Genomic DNA, 16,345 nt, shown 5'->3' with positions numbered 1-16,345 from the left:
TGGTGCTTGTTGCACCTGTGCTGTGAAGTCTTGTGCGCAAGCAGTTTGTATGGTCAAGGGTGCCGCATGGCACATCGGTTAAGGTAAATATATGAAATTGGTGGTAATTCCCGGTGATGGAATTGGTCCGGAAACGATGGCTGCAACAGTGGGCGTGTTGCAGGCCGCATCGCAGCGCTTTGATCTCAATTTACAGATTGAGCATGAGATAGCAGGGCATGAGAGCTTGCGCCAGCATGGTGCGACCGTGACCCCGACCTTGTTGGAAAAAGTTAAAAACGCGGATGGCTTGATGCTCGGGCCAATGGCCACCTATGACTTTAAAGACGAAGCCAAAGGAGAGATCAATCCATCCAAGTTTTTCCGCAAAGAGCTGGACTTGTTTGCCAACATTCGCCCGGCAAGAACCTATGAGGGGCTAACGCCCCGCTTGGGCACATTTGACCTCGTGGTGGTGCGTGAGAATACCGAAGGTTTTTACGCCGACCGCAATATTGCATCGGGCGGCAGTGAAATGCTGATCACGCCGGATGTGGCCGTGTCATTGCGGCGCATTACACGCGAGTGCTGTGAACGCATTGCACGCTCTGCCTTTGAGTTGGCGATGACGCGACAGCGCAAAGTCACCATCGTGCACAAAGCCAATGTGCTGAAAATTGGCGATGGCATGTTCATCGAAGAGTGCCTGAAAGTGGCGCGCGAGTTCCCGCAAGTGGAGGTCAATGACATCATTGTGGATGCGATGATGGCCCACGTTGTGCGCGCACCGCAGCGTTTTGATGTGGTGGTAACTACGAATATGTTCGGAGATATCCTCTCTGACCTCACGGCAGAGTTATCGGGCAGTCTGGGTTTGGGGGGGTCTCTGAATGCAGGCAGCCAATACGCGATGGGGCAAGCCGCGCATGGCTCTGCGCCAGATATTGCTGGTAAAAATATTGCCAATCCTTTTTCACAGGTGCTGTCTGCTGTGCAATTACTCGACTGGTATGGCCGCAAAGCCAAGCGTCCTGAATTTGAAACCGCGGCTGCAGCCATTGGCCATGCGGTTGAAGCAGTGATTCGGCAAGGGCAGGTCACGGTGGATTTGGGTGGAGCACTCGGCACTGCAGAAACCGGGCAGGCCGTGGTGCAGCAACTTTTGCAGACATAACAGGGGCGACGATGCCTGAGAACCTTGCCGCATTGCCTTCGGCCGCTTGTGATTGCCATGTGCACGTCATCGGTCCTGCTCATGATTACCCCATGCATGATGCGCGTGCCTATACACCTGCTGAGGCCTCACTAAACGATTTGCGCGCGCACAAGGCACGACTGGGTTTGGGGCGGGCTGTGTTGGTGCAGCCGAGTGTGTACGGCATTGACAACCGCTACATGTTGGCGTGTTTGCAGCACATGGGGGGCACAGGCCGTGGTATTGCCGTGATTGACGCGGCACACCGCCGCGAATTACTGGAGCAATGGCATGCCCTTGGCGTACGTGGCGTACGCGTGAATTTGGAAAGTGCAGGTGCACGCGATTTGGAGGCTGCTTGGGCGATGCTCGAGCATACGGCGCAACAGATTGCCCCACTGAAATGGCATTTGCAGGTTTACGCTGCTTACAGTGTGTTGCGCGCATTGTCTCCCCGTTTGCTGCAATTGCCTGTGCCGCTGGTGCTAGATCATTTCGCAATGGTGCCTGCTGAATGGGCGTGTGATGCGGTCGCGTTGGAGCCGTTGGAAGAGTTGCTGAGTTCAGGCCGTGTCTATATCAAGTTGTCGGGTTCCTACCGCTTATCTGATGTCTTGCTAGATTCGCTGCATGCTGCGGACATCTTGGCTGCGCGGTGGTTGGCCTTGCGTCCTGATCGATTGTTGTGGGGAAGTGATTGGCCACACACAGCACGCGATCCCGGAAAGCATCGGTTAGAAGTCAGCGCGTATCGCAACATTGCTAGTGATGGCTTGCATGTTCAGGCGCTCACTTGGTTTCCAACACCCGAAATCAGACAGCAAGTCATGGTGATAAATCCTCAACAACTTTATGGCTTTGAGGGTGCAGTACCAAACCAATGAGTGGGCACCTGATGCATAAGCATCACACATGCATGCAATGTGGCGTAGCTGGCCTAGTGTGGGGTGAGTATGCTGCGCCAGCACAGATAATGCCGCCATGCAACGCGAACACCTTGAACAACACCAAGTCTGGATTTACCTTTGTGCCATAGCGCTAGGCTGGGGTTTGGCGCATTTGGTGCCACATGCTGCGCCAATGGCTGAGTGGTTGCTGTGGCCTGCATTGGCCTTGCTGCTGTTGGCCACGTTTGCCCAAACGCCGCTTCGTCAGTTGCCTTTGGTGTTGGCTCAGCGGCGTTTATTGGCGGCATTGGTGGTGGGTAATTTTGTGTTGCTGCCTTTGTTAGTGGCTTGTTTATTGCCATTGGCTGGCCCGTACCCAGCAGTGCAATTGGGTGTGGTGCTGGTGTTGTGCGTGCCTTGTACAGATTGGTTCATTACCTTCACCCAAATGGCCAAGGGGGATGTGCGTGCCGCGATTGCCTGGACGCCGCTGGCTTTGTTGCTGCAACTGCTGCTATTGCCCCTGTATGTGTGGTGGATGCTGGACGCCCAAGTGCTTGCCGGGCTATGGCAGCCACGGGTATTGGCTGCGGCCGTGGGCTTGATTGTGTTGCCTTTATGTGTGGCGTGGGCCTTGCAGTGGGGGGCACGCCAGCGAGCGACGGTACACCGATGGATAGACCGCATGGCGTGGTGGCCGGTGCCCATGCTGGCTTTGGTGATTGGGTTGATTGCCACATCGCAAGCGCAGGCTTTGCAAACGGCTTCCATGGCAGTTGCAGTGTTTGCGCGGCCAACACTGGTCTTTACGCTGTTTGCTGTGCTGGCATGTGCCCTAGCGTTGGCCTTGGCGCGATGGTGCGATTTAGGGCCTGCCCCAGCGCGAACATTGGTGATGAGCTTGGGGACACGCAATTCGTTTGTCATGCTGCCTATCGCACTGGCCTTAGGCCAAGGTATGGAATTGGCCGCCAGTGTGATTGTGCTGCAGTCCGTGGTGGAGTTGTTGGCCATCATGGTGCTGTTGGCGGTCTTGCAGCGCATACGCTGAAAGCGCAGCTAAGGCAGCAATGCAGTAACCGGCCAGCGGGCGCTTGGCTGGCCGTGGTTTGCACTACGATGGCGGCTATGCGAAAACTGATCATTGCTGCCGTTGGGCAAAAAGTCCCCGCCTGGGCTCAAGAAGGGTATGACGATTACGCCAAGCGTTTTCCTGCCGATATGCGGCTGGAATTACGCGCTGTGAAAACTGAGCCACGCACCAGCGGCAAGACTGCCGAACAAATGATGGCGGCCGAAGCCCAGCGCCTGCAGGCGCAATTTCCGCCGCAAGCGCATATCGTGGTGCTTGATGAGCGTGGCCAGCAAGGCACGACCATGCAGTTGAGCCAACGGCTTGCGCGCTGGCGCGATCTGGGCAGCGATATCGTGTTTGTGATTGGAGGGCCTGATGGTCTATTGCCCGCGTTGCGCGAGACTGCTAACGAGCGGATGCGCTTGTCAGACTTGACCTTGCCACATGCTATGGTGCGGGTGCTGTTGGCCGAGCAGCTCTACCGCGCTTGGTCGCTTTTGAACAACCACCCTTACCACCGCGAGTAATCTTCGCGCGCCCTTCATGCCTTTCGTTTACCTCGCATCGCAAAGTCCGCGCCGCAGCCAGTTGCTTACCCAAATGGGCGTGGCGCATGAGCTGCTACTGCCGCAGGCAGATGACCCAGATCCTAGCGACCACCCCGATGCACTAGAAGCACTGGAAGCAACGCTCGCGCACGAATGGCCGCGTGACTATGTGCAGCGCGTCACTGGGCTGAAGTTGCAAGCTGCCATGCGCAGGGCACAGCGTCGTGGCTTGGCTGGAGTGCCGATTCTGTGTGCTGATACCACGGTGGCGTTGGGCCCGCGCATTCTGGGTAAAGCCGTTGATGCACAAGAAGCCCGCGAGATGCTGGGTGCGTTATCAGGGCAAAACCATGCCGTATTGACGGCAGTGGCCGTGGCGCTGGATGGACAGGTGCGGCAAGCGCTTTCAGTCTCGCAAGTGCAATTTGCTGATGTGAGCCAGGTTTGGCTTGATGGCTACATCGCCTCGGGAGAGTGGCAGGGCAAGGCAGGCGCGTATGGCATTCAAGGCTTGGCGGCCACGATGGTGGCACATATTGAAGGCAGTTATTCCGGCATCATGGGGCTGCCAGTGTTTGAGACCTATCAACTCTTGCAAGCATCGTTGGCTCAACCCGTTGCGCGCAATACCAGTGCCTTTGTGCATCCTTCTTCTTCGATCTCTAATCCCCATACACAAGGCTGATCATGCATGAATCGTCCCTTTCAGGCCAAGCCCATCAGTCTGTAGATGCAGGTGCTAACCATTCTGCCCCCCAGCCACACCCAGCCGGTGTGCAAGAGATTCTGGTGAACTGGGCGCCTCAGGAAACCCGTGTTGCGGTGATTGAACACGGCGCGGTACAGGAGCTACATTTGGAGCGCACACTGGAGCGCGGCTTGGTTGGCAATATTTACCTTGGCAAAGTCACGCGGGTTTTGCCGGGCATGCAATCGGCGTTTGTCGATATTGGCTTGGAGAGGGCCGCATTTTTGCACGTGGGCGATGTGTGGCAGCGCCAAAGTGGTGGCGAGACGTTAGCCACCATCCGCCGGCAGGAACCTTTGCAGCCCATTGAAAAGCAAGTGTTTGAAGGGCAGTCGATTGTGGTTCAGGTCATCAAAGACCCGCTTGGCAAGAAGGGCGCGCGCCTGTCCACGCAGATCAGTGTGGCAGGGCGTTCGCTGGTGTTTTTGCCGCAGGACGACCACATTGGGGTCTCGCAGAAAATTCCACCACAGGAGCGCGATGCGTTGCGCCAACGCCTGCAGGATTTGGTGACTGCCCACACGGAAGCAGGCAAGAACACTGGCGGGTTTATTTTGCGCACCAATGGGGAAGAGTCGAGCGATGCAGAACTGGCGGAAGACATCCAGTACCTGCGTACGACGTGGCAGAAAATCCGCCATGCGGCCTTGTCCAAACCTGCTACCAGCTTGTTGCACCAAGACCTGGATTTATTGCGTCGCGTCTTGCGCGATTTGGTTGGCGAGGCCACGCGCAGCGTGACGATTGATTCACGCGAGCAATATGGTTTGCTGCAAGAGTTCGCCAAGGAATTCACGCCTACTGCGCTGGAGCGTTTGCAACTCTACCGTGGCGAGCGGCCTATTTTTGACCTCTACAACGTGGATGAGGAAATCACCCGGGCGCTAGGGCGGCGGGTGGATTTGAAGTCGGGCGGCTACCTCATCATTGACCAGACCGAAGCCTTGACCACGATTGATGTCAACACGGGCGGCTACGTAGGGGCACGCAATTTTGACGACACCATTTTCAAAACAAATCTTGAGGCCACTCAAACCATTGCGCGCCAGTTGCGTCTGCGCAATTTGGGCGGCATTGTGGTGGTTGACTTCATTGATATGACGCAAGAAAAGCACCAACAAGCGGTGCTGCAGGAGTTTCGCAAGCAACTCGCACGTGACCGCGTGCGCACTACGGTATGTGAATTTTCGCCACTGGGCTTGGTGGAGATGACACGCAAACGCACACGCGAGTCCTTGGCGCACATGCTCACGCAGCCTTGTGACATTTGCCAAGGCACTGGCGAGGTGAAAACCCCGCGCAGCGTGTGTTATGACATTTTGCGGGAGATCTTGCGCGAAGCACGCCAGTTCAACCCCAAAGAGATCAAGGTGCTGGCTGCGCCCGAGGTGATTGAGCTGTTCCTTGACGAAGAAAGCCAATACTTGGCAAGTCTCTCGGACTTCATTGCCAAACCCATTGCGCTGGTGGCAGAAAGTAGCCTGGCCCCCGACCGCTACGACATCGTGTTGGTGTGATGGCGTTTGCCTTGCACTTTCCTTTGAACCTCCTGAAAGTACGTTGATGAAAAAACTCCCTTCTTTCGATGCCTTTCGCATTGGCCCCAAGCACACCCTCAGCGATATTGCCCCAGACCAGAAAACGTTTGACTTGGGCGGCAAGAAGGAAGAGCGTGCACACCTGGAAGTGCTGGCGCTGGAGCTGAATGACCTGCAGAACTTGCTCTATGCCGAAGGCCAGCGCAAGGTGTTGCTGGTGCTGCAAGGTATGGATACCAGCGGCAAGGATGGAACGATCCGCTGGGTGTTTTCGCGCACCTCCCCGTTGGGGGTGCATGTGGCTGCGTTCAAAGCCCCCAGTGCTAAGGAAAAAGCGCATGACTTTCTCTGGCGTTGCCATGCGGTAACGCCGGGCGCAGGAGAGCTGACGGTATGGAACCGCAGCCACTATGAGGATGTGCTTGTACCGGTGGTAGAAGGCTGGATCACCAAAGCTGAAGCCAGAAGCCGTTTTGAACACATCAACAACTTTGAAAAGCTACTCAGCGATACGGGGACAACCATCATCAAGTGCATGCTGCACATCAGCAAAGATGAACAACGCAGGCGCTTGCAAGACCGGTTGGATGACCCGAGCAAAAACTGGAAATTTGCCAAAGAAGACCTGACTGCCCGTGCCAAGTGGGATGTATACCAAGAAGCTTATGACGCGCTGCTGAATGCAACTTCGACGCGCTATGCCCCTTGGTATGTCATCCCCGCGGACAACAAACGTCAGCGCAATTTGCTGATTGCGCAATTGCTCAACACGACTTTGCGCACAATGGATTTGCAATTCCCACCAGCAGACCCTTTGCTCGATCAAATCACCATTCCTTAGATCGTCAATACGTCCTCAAACATCCCCTGCTGTGCTGTGCTGTGCTGTGCTGCGAAGCGGTTGTTGGGCAGGGGCAAGTCGTGTGCACAGTCAACACCATTGCAGACGCATACCGCTCAGGTTGCGCAAGTCGAAGTCGGGAGGTTGGCGTTTGCTGGGTTGTGGCGCAAAGGTTTGGCGCGCCAAACAGAAATGGGCGCGATTTACAGTTTCTGCAGGCGCTCTAACGCCTGCTGCAGTGTTTGTTCTTGCTTGGCAAAACAGAATCGCACCATGCCTTGGTCAAAACCATCACCATAGAAGGCTGAGGTAGGAATAGCCGCCACGCCGATTTCTTGGGTCAACCACTCGCAAAATGCCGCTTCTGATTGCGTACTGACAGCTGAAATATCCACGGTCTGGAAGTAGGTGCCGCTGCAATCCATTGGTTTGAGGCGGGTTTTGGCCAAACCGGCACGGAAAGCGTCGCGTTTGGCTTGGTAAAACGCGGGCAACTGCACATAGGGTTGCGGGTTCTGCAGGTACTGCGCTAAGCCCACTTGCATGGGCGTGTTCACGGTGAATACGTTGAACTGGTGGATTTTTCGGAACTCGGCCATCAACGCAGCAGGGGCAGCCACAGTGCCCACTTTCCAGCCCGTTACATGGAAAGTTTTGCCAAAGCTGGACACTACGAATGACCGTGCTGCCAATGCCGGGTAGCGCGATGCGCTTAAATGCGGCTTTCCATCAAACACCATGTGCTCGTACACCTCATCACTGAGCAGCAATACGTTGGTCGGCGCCAGCAACTCTTGCAGTTGCAGCATTTCGGCCTCCGTCCACACCGTACCTGAAGGGTTGTGTGGCGAGTTGATAACCAGCATGCGTGTGCGCACTGTGATGGCTGCGGCAATGCGTGCAAAGTCGGGGCGGAAGCTCCCCGGTGTGAGCGGTACACGCACTGCCGTGGCCCCTGCCATTTGAATGGCGGGGACATAGCTGTCGTAGCACGGGTCAAGCACGATGACTTCATCGCCCGGTTGGGTGGCCGCTAAGATGGCAGTCAGCAACGCTTGCGTAGCGCCTGCAGTAATGGTGATTTCCGTTACTGCGTCATAGGCGTGGCCGTACAGCGTATGGATTTTGTGGGCTACTGCCTCGCGCAAGGCTGCTACGCCTGCCATTGGTGGGTATTGGTTGTGCCCTTGCTGCATGGCCTGTGTGACGGCGGCAGTGAGCGCTGGGTCGCACCCAAAATCAGGAAAGCCCTGACCCAGATTAACAGCTTGGTGCTGTACTGCCAGGGCCGACATGGTGGTGAAAATAGTGGTGCCCACGTCAGGCAAACGGCTGGTGATGGAAGGGGACAAAGTAGACATGACAGCAGGCAAAGCAAGGCGCCACAGCGCACGTTTCAATCAAAGTGTTCGGTTATGAGGGCGCAACCAGAGGCACAGGCTTGTGAGATGGCGCTGGTGTCGCCGCACCAAGGCCTAAAGGCCATCAGTGCGCGTTGGCGCGTGAGATTTTAGAGCGTATGACCCAGGTCTGCAGGCTTGGTGAAGTAGCGCCAATACATGGCGGGGCTGCGTTTAGTAGAGCGAGAGTGCTTAGGCTCTCCGCACAGTCTCTTAAGGCTCAAAAAAGAGCAGTCCAAGGCGCCTGTTGCCGCGCACCGTACCTTGTGGACTGCAACGCGGTTCATGTGGAAATTCTAAGCACGCTCTTATAAGTCGTAATCAGATTCGCGCCCAGCCAAGGCCAGCTTCACCTGTTCACGACTTAGGCGTGGGCTGATCAACTCTGCAAAGCGATATACAAACTGGCGCATATAAGCCCCGCGTTTGAATGCTACGCGTGCCACGTTCATGCCAAACAAATCGCCCATGGGCTTGGCCACCAATTGGCCCAACAACTCGCCTTGTACCGCCATTTCAGCCACGATGCCAATGCCCAAACCGAGATTGACATAGGTGCGGATCACGTCCGAATCAATCGCTTCCAAAATGATATTGGGCTTCAGCCCGCGTCGTTCAAAAGCGCGGTCTACACGGCCACGCCCGGTGAATGAGGGGTGGTAGGTAATTAAGGGTTCGTTGGCGATATCGTCAAGGGTAATCCGGTCTTTACGCGCCAACGGGTGCGAAGCCGGAAAAATCAACACGTGCTGCCATTCGTAGCAGGGCAGTGTTACCAAGTCCGGGTACTCAGCCAAGGACTCTGTGGCCATGCCGATATCGGCCACCTCGGTCAGCACCATGTCTGCCACTTCATGCGGCGTGGCTTGGTGCAGGCTGATGTTGACCTTGGGGTACTGCCCGCGAAAGCGCGCTACGGGTTCAGGCAACACATAGCGTGCCTGCGTGTGGGTGGTCGCAATCGAAAGCGTACCGTTGTCTTGCGCGCTGAAGTCACTGCCAATGCGCTTGAGGTTACCGACCTCACGCAAGATTACTTCAATGCTTGCCAGCACATGCTGGCCTGGTTCTGTTACGCGTTTTAGCCGCTTGCCGTGGCGCGCAAAAATCTCCACGCCCAGCTCATCTTCCAACTCAATGATGGCTTTGGAAACGCCCGGTTGCGACGTGTGCAAGGCCTTGGCCGCTTCGGTCAAGTTCAGGTTGCGCCGCACTGCCTCTTGTACGAAACGAAACTGGTGGAGGTTCATATATTTAAAAACGTCTAAAAAAATGCTCGTTTATTATCTGTTATTTGGAATAAAAGGTCAGCTATATCGATATAACCAAAATAAGAGCATCGGGTGGCGCTGCGGGCAGGCGCAGGCCTATTGGAATTGTTGACGGAATCAATCGGTGTTGCTTGGGCACATAGGGCACAATAGCGCATTACACATTCAGTTTCATTTGAATACGGCGGCAAGTCTGTCGATTCCTTTTTGGCGAACACCATGTCAGTACTGCACGCTTTGCGCGAGAAAATTCAACACCACCAAGCTGTTGTTGGTATATATGGTTTGGGGTATGTAGGCTTGCCTTTGGCGCTGCGTTTTGCTGAGGTGGGGGTCAAGGTCATCGGGTTTGATATCGACACCAACAAAGTGGAACGACTCAACAGCGGACAGAGCTATATCGAGCGAATCACACCCCATCAAATCCAACAAGCACAACAACAAGGGCTTGAAGCCACAACAGACTTTAGTCGTACCCAGGCGGTGGACGCCATCATCATCTGCGTGCCTACGCCGTTGGATGCGCACCGCCAACCTGATCTGAGCTTTATTACCAATACGGTCGATGCCATGCTGCCTTACATCCGGGCAGGGCAAATCATGAGTTTGGAAAGCACCACTTGGCCTGGGACGACAGATGAAGTCTTGCTGCCCCGCGTTCAGTCTCGCGGTTTTACCGTAGGGCACGACTTTGCATTGGTATTCAGCCCTGAACGAGAAGACCCGGGCAATCCGGACTACGGTACCAAGGACATCCCCAAAGTGATTGGCGGGACGACGCCAATGTGCTTGGAATTGGGCGTTGCCCTGTATGAACAAGCCATTGCGCGTATGGTGCCAGTGAGCAGTACGCGCGCGGCTGAAATGACCAAGCTGCTGGAAAACATTCACCGCAGCGTGAATATCGGCTTGGTCAACGAAATGAAGATTGTTGCCGACAAAATGGGCATCAACATCCATGAAGTGATTGATGCCGCTGCCACCAAGCCCTTCGGCTTCGTACCCTACAAACCCGGCCCCGGCCTGGGTGGCCACTGCATCCCCATCGACCCGTTCTATCTGACCTGGAAGGCACGTGAATACGGCGTCAACACCCGCTTCATCGAACTGGCCGGCGAAATCAACCACTACATGCCGCAATGGGTCGTCAGCAAAGTAGCCGATGCCCTCAACGAGCGCGGCAAGGCCATCAAAGGCAGCCAGATTTTGGTCTTGGGCTTGGCGTACAAAAAGAACATCGATGATTCACGCGAGTCGCCAGCTGTGGAAATCATGGATCTGCTACAGGACAAGGGCGCAACCGTAGCCTACAGTGACCCACACATCCCTGAATTCCCCAAAAAACGGGATTACGCGTTTGATCTGAAATCCGTGCCGTTGAATGAAGCCAGCATTGCGCACTACGACTGCATCGTACTGGCAACCGACCATGACGCCTTCGACTACGAGCTGCTAGGCAGACAAGCACCGTTGATTGTGGATACACGCGGGCGTTTCAACTCCAGCAACATCAACATCATCAACGCTTGACTGGGAGACAAAACACCCATGCAAAGCACACTCCACAAAGTCTGGCAACTCTTCACACCTGCCGAACAGCGCAAAGCCGTTTGGATGCTGCTGCTCGCCTTGCTAATGGCAGTGGCCGAAACCGTGGGTGTGATCTCCATCATGCCCTTCCTCTCCGTGCTGGCACGGCCCGGCGTGATTGAAGAAAACCAGTGGTTGCAAGCCATCTACACGCAATTGGGCTTTACGGAACACCGCACCTTCATCATTGGGCTAGGCATTGTCTCCATCATGCTGGTGCTGGCCGCATCCGCCTTCAAGACCATCGTCCAGCATCTACTCAATCGTTTCGTACATCTGCTGCGCCACTCCATCAGCAGCCGGCTGATGGCGCGCTACCTTGGCCAGCCCTACGAATTCTTCATCAGCCGCAACAGCGCAGAGCTATCGAAGACCATCCTGGCCGAAGTGGACATGGTGATGGGCAACCTGATCCAGCCGTTCTCGCAAGTCATCGTGCAAGGCATCGTCGTCGTGGCCATGCTGGCGCTGGTGTTTGCCTACAACCCGCTGACCGCACTGGCCATCGTGTTGGTGGTCGGCACGCTCTACGGTGCCATCTACCTGCTGGTGCGCAAACGCCTCAAACGCATCGGCACCGAAATGGTGGAAGCCAACCGCCAGCGCTACCAAAGCTGCAATGAAGCACTGCAAGGCATACGCGACATCAAAATCACCCACGCCGAAGCCGCCTACCAGCAGCGCTACCAGCAAGCCTCGCGCACCCAGGCCCGCCATATGGCTACCAGCGAAACCTTGAGCCAAACCCCGTTGTACTTGGTGGAAGCTACCGGCTACACCGGCCTAATCCTCATCGCGCTGGCGCTGCTGTTGAAAAGCGGAGACATCGCCCAAGTGCTGCCTGCGCTTGGCCTCTACGGCTTTGCCGCCTATCGCATGCTGCCCGCAGCGCAGATCATGTATCGTGGCTTTGCCCGCCTCAAATTCGCCAGCGCTACGCTGGATAACCTGCACCGCGATATGTCGCTGCCACGGGCTGCTGCACCCTCCGCCAGCCAAGCCGCCTTGGTGCCGCAAATGGAGATTCGCCTGCAAGGCATCCGTTACGCCTATCCATCCACCCCAGACAAACTGGTGCTCGATGGCTTTGACCTCACCATCCCCGTCAACACCAGCGTGGGAATTAAAGGCGTCAGCGGTGCAGGCAAAAGCACCGTGATGGACATATTGCTGGGCCTATTGCAACCACACGCAGGCATCCTGAGCGTGGACGGCACGCCCATTACCCCGCAAAACCTGCAGAGCTGGCAAGCGGCCATCGGCTATGTGCCGCAACACATCTACATTGCCGATACCAGCGTGGCTGCCAATATTGCCTTTGGCGTGCCAGAAGACCAGATCGACATCCAGGCCGTGGAACGCGCTGCCCGCGCCGCGCAGATTCATGAATTCGTGACCCACGAACTGCCCCAAGGCTATGCCAGCCTGGTAGGTGACCGTGGCATCCGCCTATCCGGCGGTCAGCGCCAGCGCATCGGCATTGCCCGCGCCCTGCTCCACGACCCGCCCGTGCTGTTCATGGACGAGGCCACAAGTGCACTTGACCATACGACCGAAGCTGCGGTGAACGAAGCCATACGCAGCCTCACCGGCAAGAAAACCATTGTCGTCATTGCGCATAGGGAAGCAAGTCTCCAAGCATGCGACCGTATCTTGTCAATCACCCAAACAAGCTGACCGTACAGAAAATGAAAAAACAAGTAGACAAATCTCACTACGAGTTCCGTCAATACATGACAAATGAACGATGGGCAAGCGTATGGCACCAGCTTGATGAAGTACTGAAGCAAAAACCAGAGTCTGTATTAGAGATAGGCCCTGGCCCTGGGATATTCAAAAGCGCCGCTAAAATTTTTGGCGTCAATGTTGAGACACTCGACCTTGACCCCGAGTTGAATCCAGATCATGTCGGTTCAGCCGATGCCATCCCCATGCCCGATCATTCTTTTGATGTGGTATGCGCCTTTCAAGTGCTTGAGCACATGCCATTTGAAATCAGTATGAAATCGCTACGAGAGATGTGTCGCGTGGCAAAAAAATCGGTTGTCATCAGTCTTCCAGAAGCTGGGCGTTGCTGGCCCAACACGCTGTCCATCCCTTATGTAAGAAAAATCCGGTTTCTGTTAAGAAATCCTTTCAAAAAAGCCGAAAAACATGTTTTTGATGGTGAACATTATTGGGAGATAGGCAAGCAAGGATACGAACTGTCGAGCATCGTGGACGCTATTAGATCTAATATGCCAGAGTATTGCAGAACAACAACCTACCGGGTACATGAGAATCCTTATCATCGATTTTTCATACTCGACCTTGTCAGGTAAGCTATATGACTATCCCGTTGCTTTCTGTTGTCATCCCCACCCACAACCGCCCGCAGTTCCTGCCCCGTGCCATCGAAAGCGCCTTGCAGGCCGCACCAGACGGCGATGTAGAAGTGATCGTGGTGCCAAATGGGCCGGACGAGTCGTGGAAGGCGGTGGCCGCATCGTTCAAGCATGAACAGCGCGTGCAATGGCATCCTATCGTCAAGGCGCATGCCAACGCTGCCAGAAATGAAGGGAAACGCTATGCACAAAGCAAATATCTGTGGTTCCTGGATGATGACGACTATCTGCTTGAAGGCGCTACATCACTGATAGCACTTGCCGAGAAAGAATCGCTCGAAATTGCTTCAGCACCGGTGGATTTGGTTGCACACGATGGGGGTTTCATCAAAAGGTTGAATCTCGCATCGACAGACGACTTCGTTTCGTCCTGTCTCTCTCCTCAAAGACAAACTGGATTTTCATTTCATATATATCTTCATCTATCAATACATGATTTTTGGCTTGATGAGCGAGTTGGCATTGGGCAAGACACACATTGGGTACATTACCTATGTCAACTAAGAGATTGGCGCTGGGGGAAAATCAATGCAAGCGGATACGCATGGAGACAGCACTCTTCCCCACAAATATCGGCAGCATATGGGCCGAGCGAACACCTGAAACTCCAAGAGAGACTTCTATGGGAAACGATTGAGAGCCTGATTCGCAGCCATCGGCTTACAGACCAAAGAGCCCATTTTGCAGCCCAAGGCATGTGGTCGTTGGTGCACGCAGGGTTCTTCATGAATCCCCAGCACTGGTATCCTGTCATGAAAAAAGTGCAACAGCGTTTCCCCGGCACTTATCCAGAGGTTGCCATCTACAACAAGCCATTGGGAAGATTCATCCCCCCCCTGGCGTTGGAAACCCTCATGCTGCCGAAGCGTTGGCACAACCATCTGAGTCGCCAGCGACTGGTCAAGCAGGGCGTCAAGAATGCTTGGGAATTCTGAATGACAAGACAAAAGGTTTCCATCGTCATCCCCACCACAGGAAAGCGCCAAAATTTACTGCAACGAGCCATTACCAGCGCTTTTGTGGACGATGAGTCGCTTTCCACGGAAATAATTGTGATTGCCAATGGAGCAGAATGGGAAGATTTTTCCTTACCCGACGGCATAGAGTTGCCTTTGAATGCAACCATTCGAGTATTATGCGCCAAACAGGCGGACGCGAATCATGCCCGGAGTCTTGGCATTGAGTATGCCACCGGCATGGTGTTACGGTTTCTTGATGATGATGACTATTTGATACCAGAAGCAGCCAGGGCACAGTATCATTTTACGTTGCAAGAAAATCTGGATTTCTGCTCTGGTAATGCAGAAATTCGTGATCAAGACAACTCCTTGATCGACACACTTGTCCAGCCCGAAGAGCAAACGGCCTGTGCGGCCACACTGACCAGAAAGCGGGTCCAGCTTACTTTTTCGCCAGTGTATAGAACGGCAACATTAAACGGCCTTCAATGGCCCGTCGGTTTACGCCAATCCGAGGACATTGTCTGGCTGGTCCGCTACGTCACTGCGGCACATCGCCGTTGGAAGCATTTCGATTGCGCTGTTGGAGTGTGGTATCAGCATGCCGGTGAGCGCCAGTCATTGAATCGTCCGTCAGGCTTCATACACGAAGCAACGGCCCAAGCCTTGCTCGAAGCGAAGGTCACATTGCAGCAACAAAGGCGCTGGGATGAGCATTTGGCCCATCTGACTGCTGAAGCATTGATGGATTTGGTTCACCGCAGCTTCCCATTCCGCCCGCTGTATTGGACAAGCGTGGCCAATCAGGCATTGCAGATGAATCAGCGCGCCCGTCCGCCTCAGCCCGTGTATGCCTATGCCGGATTTCGTCAATTTGACCCACGCCTTCTGCTTTGGCTGTTGCTTCCCAAGCGCTGGTTTTCGCTAGGATGGGTTAGCGCCAAAAACCTTATTGCCGGGCGCGATTATCGGCGCACATTGTGAACGTCATGGATAACTATCAAGCATCGGTCCGCATCACCACCATCATCGTCACCTACAACCGCCAACTGCTACTGCGCAAGGCGTTGGCCGCTCATACTGCGCAAACCCTGCAGCCCACCCGCCTGCTGATCGTGGATAACGCCTCCACCGACGGCACGCACGAGATGCTGGTTGCCGAGGGCTGGCTGGATCGCCCTGGCGTGGAGCTTCTGGCGCTGCCGGAAAACACCGGGGGCGCGGGCGGCTTTGCCGCAGGCCTGAAGCATGCCTTCGATAACGGCGCTGAATGGGTATGGATGATGGACGACGACGCCGAGCCGCTCCCCGATGCGCTGGCCGAGTTAATGCGCGTGGCGACCGACCCGACGCAGGTTTATGGCTCGCTAGCAGTATGCGGAGAAGAAACCTCGTGGCTAACTACGCTGTTAGCCCCTTCGCTGGGCGAGGTCGAGCGCCCTGATGTCGTGCCGGAATGCGCCGCAGTGCAGTCACTGCCCTTTCTGGGCTTTCTCATCCACCGCGATCTGGTGGCACGCATCGGTTTTCCTGATACCGGCTACTTCATTGCCGCCGATGATGTGGAATATTGCGTACGCGCTCAACAAGCCGGTGCGAGTATCGTCATGGCTGGCAAGAGTCGTATTGAGCACCCTAAGTCACGCCCATACAAAGTACGCGTGCTTGGCCAAACACTCACTTGCTTGGCTTTACCTCCCTGGAAGCGCTATTACGATACCCGCAACCGCCTCTTAATTGCCCGCAAATACTACGGCATCAAGTTGCTTACACAAACCATTCCCGGCTCATTCGTTCGCCTGTTTGCGGCGCTACTGAGAGAACCTCGAAAGCTGGCGCAATTACATGCTTTTTCTGCTGGATTCATCGATGGCGTATTGGGCATCAAAGGCAAGCGGCATGAATGGTGGCACATTCGATGAAGTACTTG

Annotated in this window: 15 protein-coding genes; 13 read left to right on the top strand and 2 right to left on the bottom strand. The window is 55.1% G+C overall.

The annotated features are described in order from the left end of the window. Positions 1-91 precede the first annotated feature (91 nt). The 7 genes from E9531_RS05940 (at position 92) to E9531_RS05910 (ending at position 6,811) form a co-directional block, all read left to right on the top strand. Positions 92-1,153, top strand: a complete 1,062-nt coding sequence (locus E9531_RS05940) for an isocitrate/isopropylmalate dehydrogenase family protein (protein WP_136572833.1) — start codon at positions 92-94, stop codon at positions 1,151-1,153. An 11-nt stretch (positions 1,154-1,164) separates the two neighbouring features. Next, complete coding sequence (locus E9531_RS05935; RefSeq protein ID WP_244610003.1) at positions 1,165-2,058, top strand: amidohydrolase family protein; 894 nt, start codon at positions 1,165-1,167, stop codon at positions 2,056-2,058. Between the two features lie 97 nt (positions 2,059-2,155). Then, positions 2,156-3,112, top strand: coding sequence for an arsenic resistance protein (locus tag E9531_RS05930; protein WP_136572832.1), 957 nt, complete (start codon positions 2,156-2,158; stop codon positions 3,110-3,112). Positions 3,113-3,189: 77 nt separating this feature from the next. After that, positions 3,190-3,663: a 23S rRNA (pseudouridine(1915)-N(3))-methyltransferase RlmH gene (gene rlmH / locus E9531_RS05925; RefSeq protein WP_136572831.1), complete on the top strand. Its 474-nt coding sequence runs from the start codon at positions 3,190-3,192 to the stop codon at positions 3,661-3,663. Between the two features lie 16 nt (positions 3,664-3,679). Beyond that, complete coding sequence (locus tag E9531_RS05920) at positions 3,680-4,369, top strand: Maf family protein (RefSeq protein ID WP_136572830.1); 690 nt, start codon at positions 3,680-3,682, stop codon at positions 4,367-4,369. Between the two features lie 2 nt (positions 4,370-4,371). After that, a complete protein-coding gene (gene rng, locus E9531_RS05915; RefSeq protein WP_136572829.1) occupies positions 4,372-5,949 on the top strand; it encodes a ribonuclease G in 1,578 nt (525 codons plus the stop codon). 46 nt (positions 5,950-5,995) lie between these two features. Further along, positions 5,996-6,811: a PPK2 family polyphosphate kinase gene (locus E9531_RS05910; RefSeq protein ID WP_136572828.1), complete on the top strand. Its 816-nt coding sequence runs from the start codon at positions 5,996-5,998 to the stop codon at positions 6,809-6,811. 203 nt (positions 6,812-7,014) lie between these two features. On the opposite strand, the gene E9531_RS05905 is transcribed toward E9531_RS05910, so the two are convergent. Beyond that, positions 7,015-8,172 carry a pyridoxal phosphate-dependent aminotransferase gene (locus E9531_RS05905; RefSeq protein ID WP_136572827.1) on the bottom strand — a complete coding sequence of 386 codons (1,158 nt, stop codon included), beginning with the start codon at positions 8,170-8,172 and terminating at the stop codon, positions 7,015-7,017. A gap of 347 nt (positions 8,173-8,519) precedes the next feature. Beyond that, entirely contained in the window at positions 8,520-9,461 is a 942-nt protein-coding gene (locus tag E9531_RS05900; protein ID WP_136572826.1) for a CysB family HTH-type transcriptional regulator, read from the bottom strand. A 240-nt stretch (positions 9,462-9,701) separates the two neighbouring features. Here E9531_RS05900 and E9531_RS05895 point away from each other — a divergent pair, with 240 nt between their 5' ends. The 6 genes from E9531_RS05895 to E9531_RS05870 are packed head-to-tail and all read left to right on the top strand — an operon-like array spanning position 9,702 to position 16,337. After that, complete coding sequence (locus tag E9531_RS05895) at positions 9,702-11,012, top strand: nucleotide sugar dehydrogenase (protein WP_136572825.1); 1,311 nt, start codon at positions 9,702-9,704, stop codon at positions 11,010-11,012. A gap of 18 nt (positions 11,013-11,030) precedes the next feature. Then, positions 11,031-12,749, top strand: coding sequence for an ABC transporter ATP-binding protein (locus tag E9531_RS05890; protein WP_136572824.1), 1,719 nt, complete (start codon positions 11,031-11,033; stop codon positions 12,747-12,749). Positions 12,750-12,760: 11 nt separating this feature from the next. Next, positions 12,761-13,393, top strand: a complete 633-nt coding sequence (locus E9531_RS05885; RefSeq protein ID WP_136572823.1) for a class I SAM-dependent methyltransferase — start codon at positions 12,761-12,763, stop codon at positions 13,391-13,393. 5 nt (positions 13,394-13,398) lie between these two features. After that, complete coding sequence (locus tag E9531_RS05880) at positions 13,399-14,391, top strand: glycosyltransferase family 2 protein (protein WP_136572822.1); 993 nt, start codon at positions 13,399-13,401, stop codon at positions 14,389-14,391. Then, entirely contained in the window at positions 14,392-15,399 is a 1,008-nt protein-coding gene (locus E9531_RS05875; RefSeq protein ID WP_136572821.1) for a glycosyltransferase, read from the top strand. A 5-nt stretch (positions 15,400-15,404) separates the two neighbouring features. Next, positions 15,405-16,337 carry a glycosyltransferase gene (locus E9531_RS05870; protein ID WP_136572820.1) on the top strand — a complete coding sequence of 311 codons (933 nt, stop codon included), beginning with the start codon at positions 15,405-15,407 and terminating at the stop codon, positions 16,335-16,337. Positions 16,338-16,345 lie beyond the last annotated feature (8 nt).

Origin of the sequence: Lampropedia puyangensis (assembly GCF_004833285.1) — a bacterium.
GTDB classification, from domain to species: Bacteria; Pseudomonadota; Gammaproteobacteria; order Burkholderiales; family Burkholderiaceae_C; genus Lampropedia; species Lampropedia puyangensis.
Note: the sequence above shows the minus strand (reverse complement) of the source record. Positions and strands in the feature narration are given on the sequence as shown.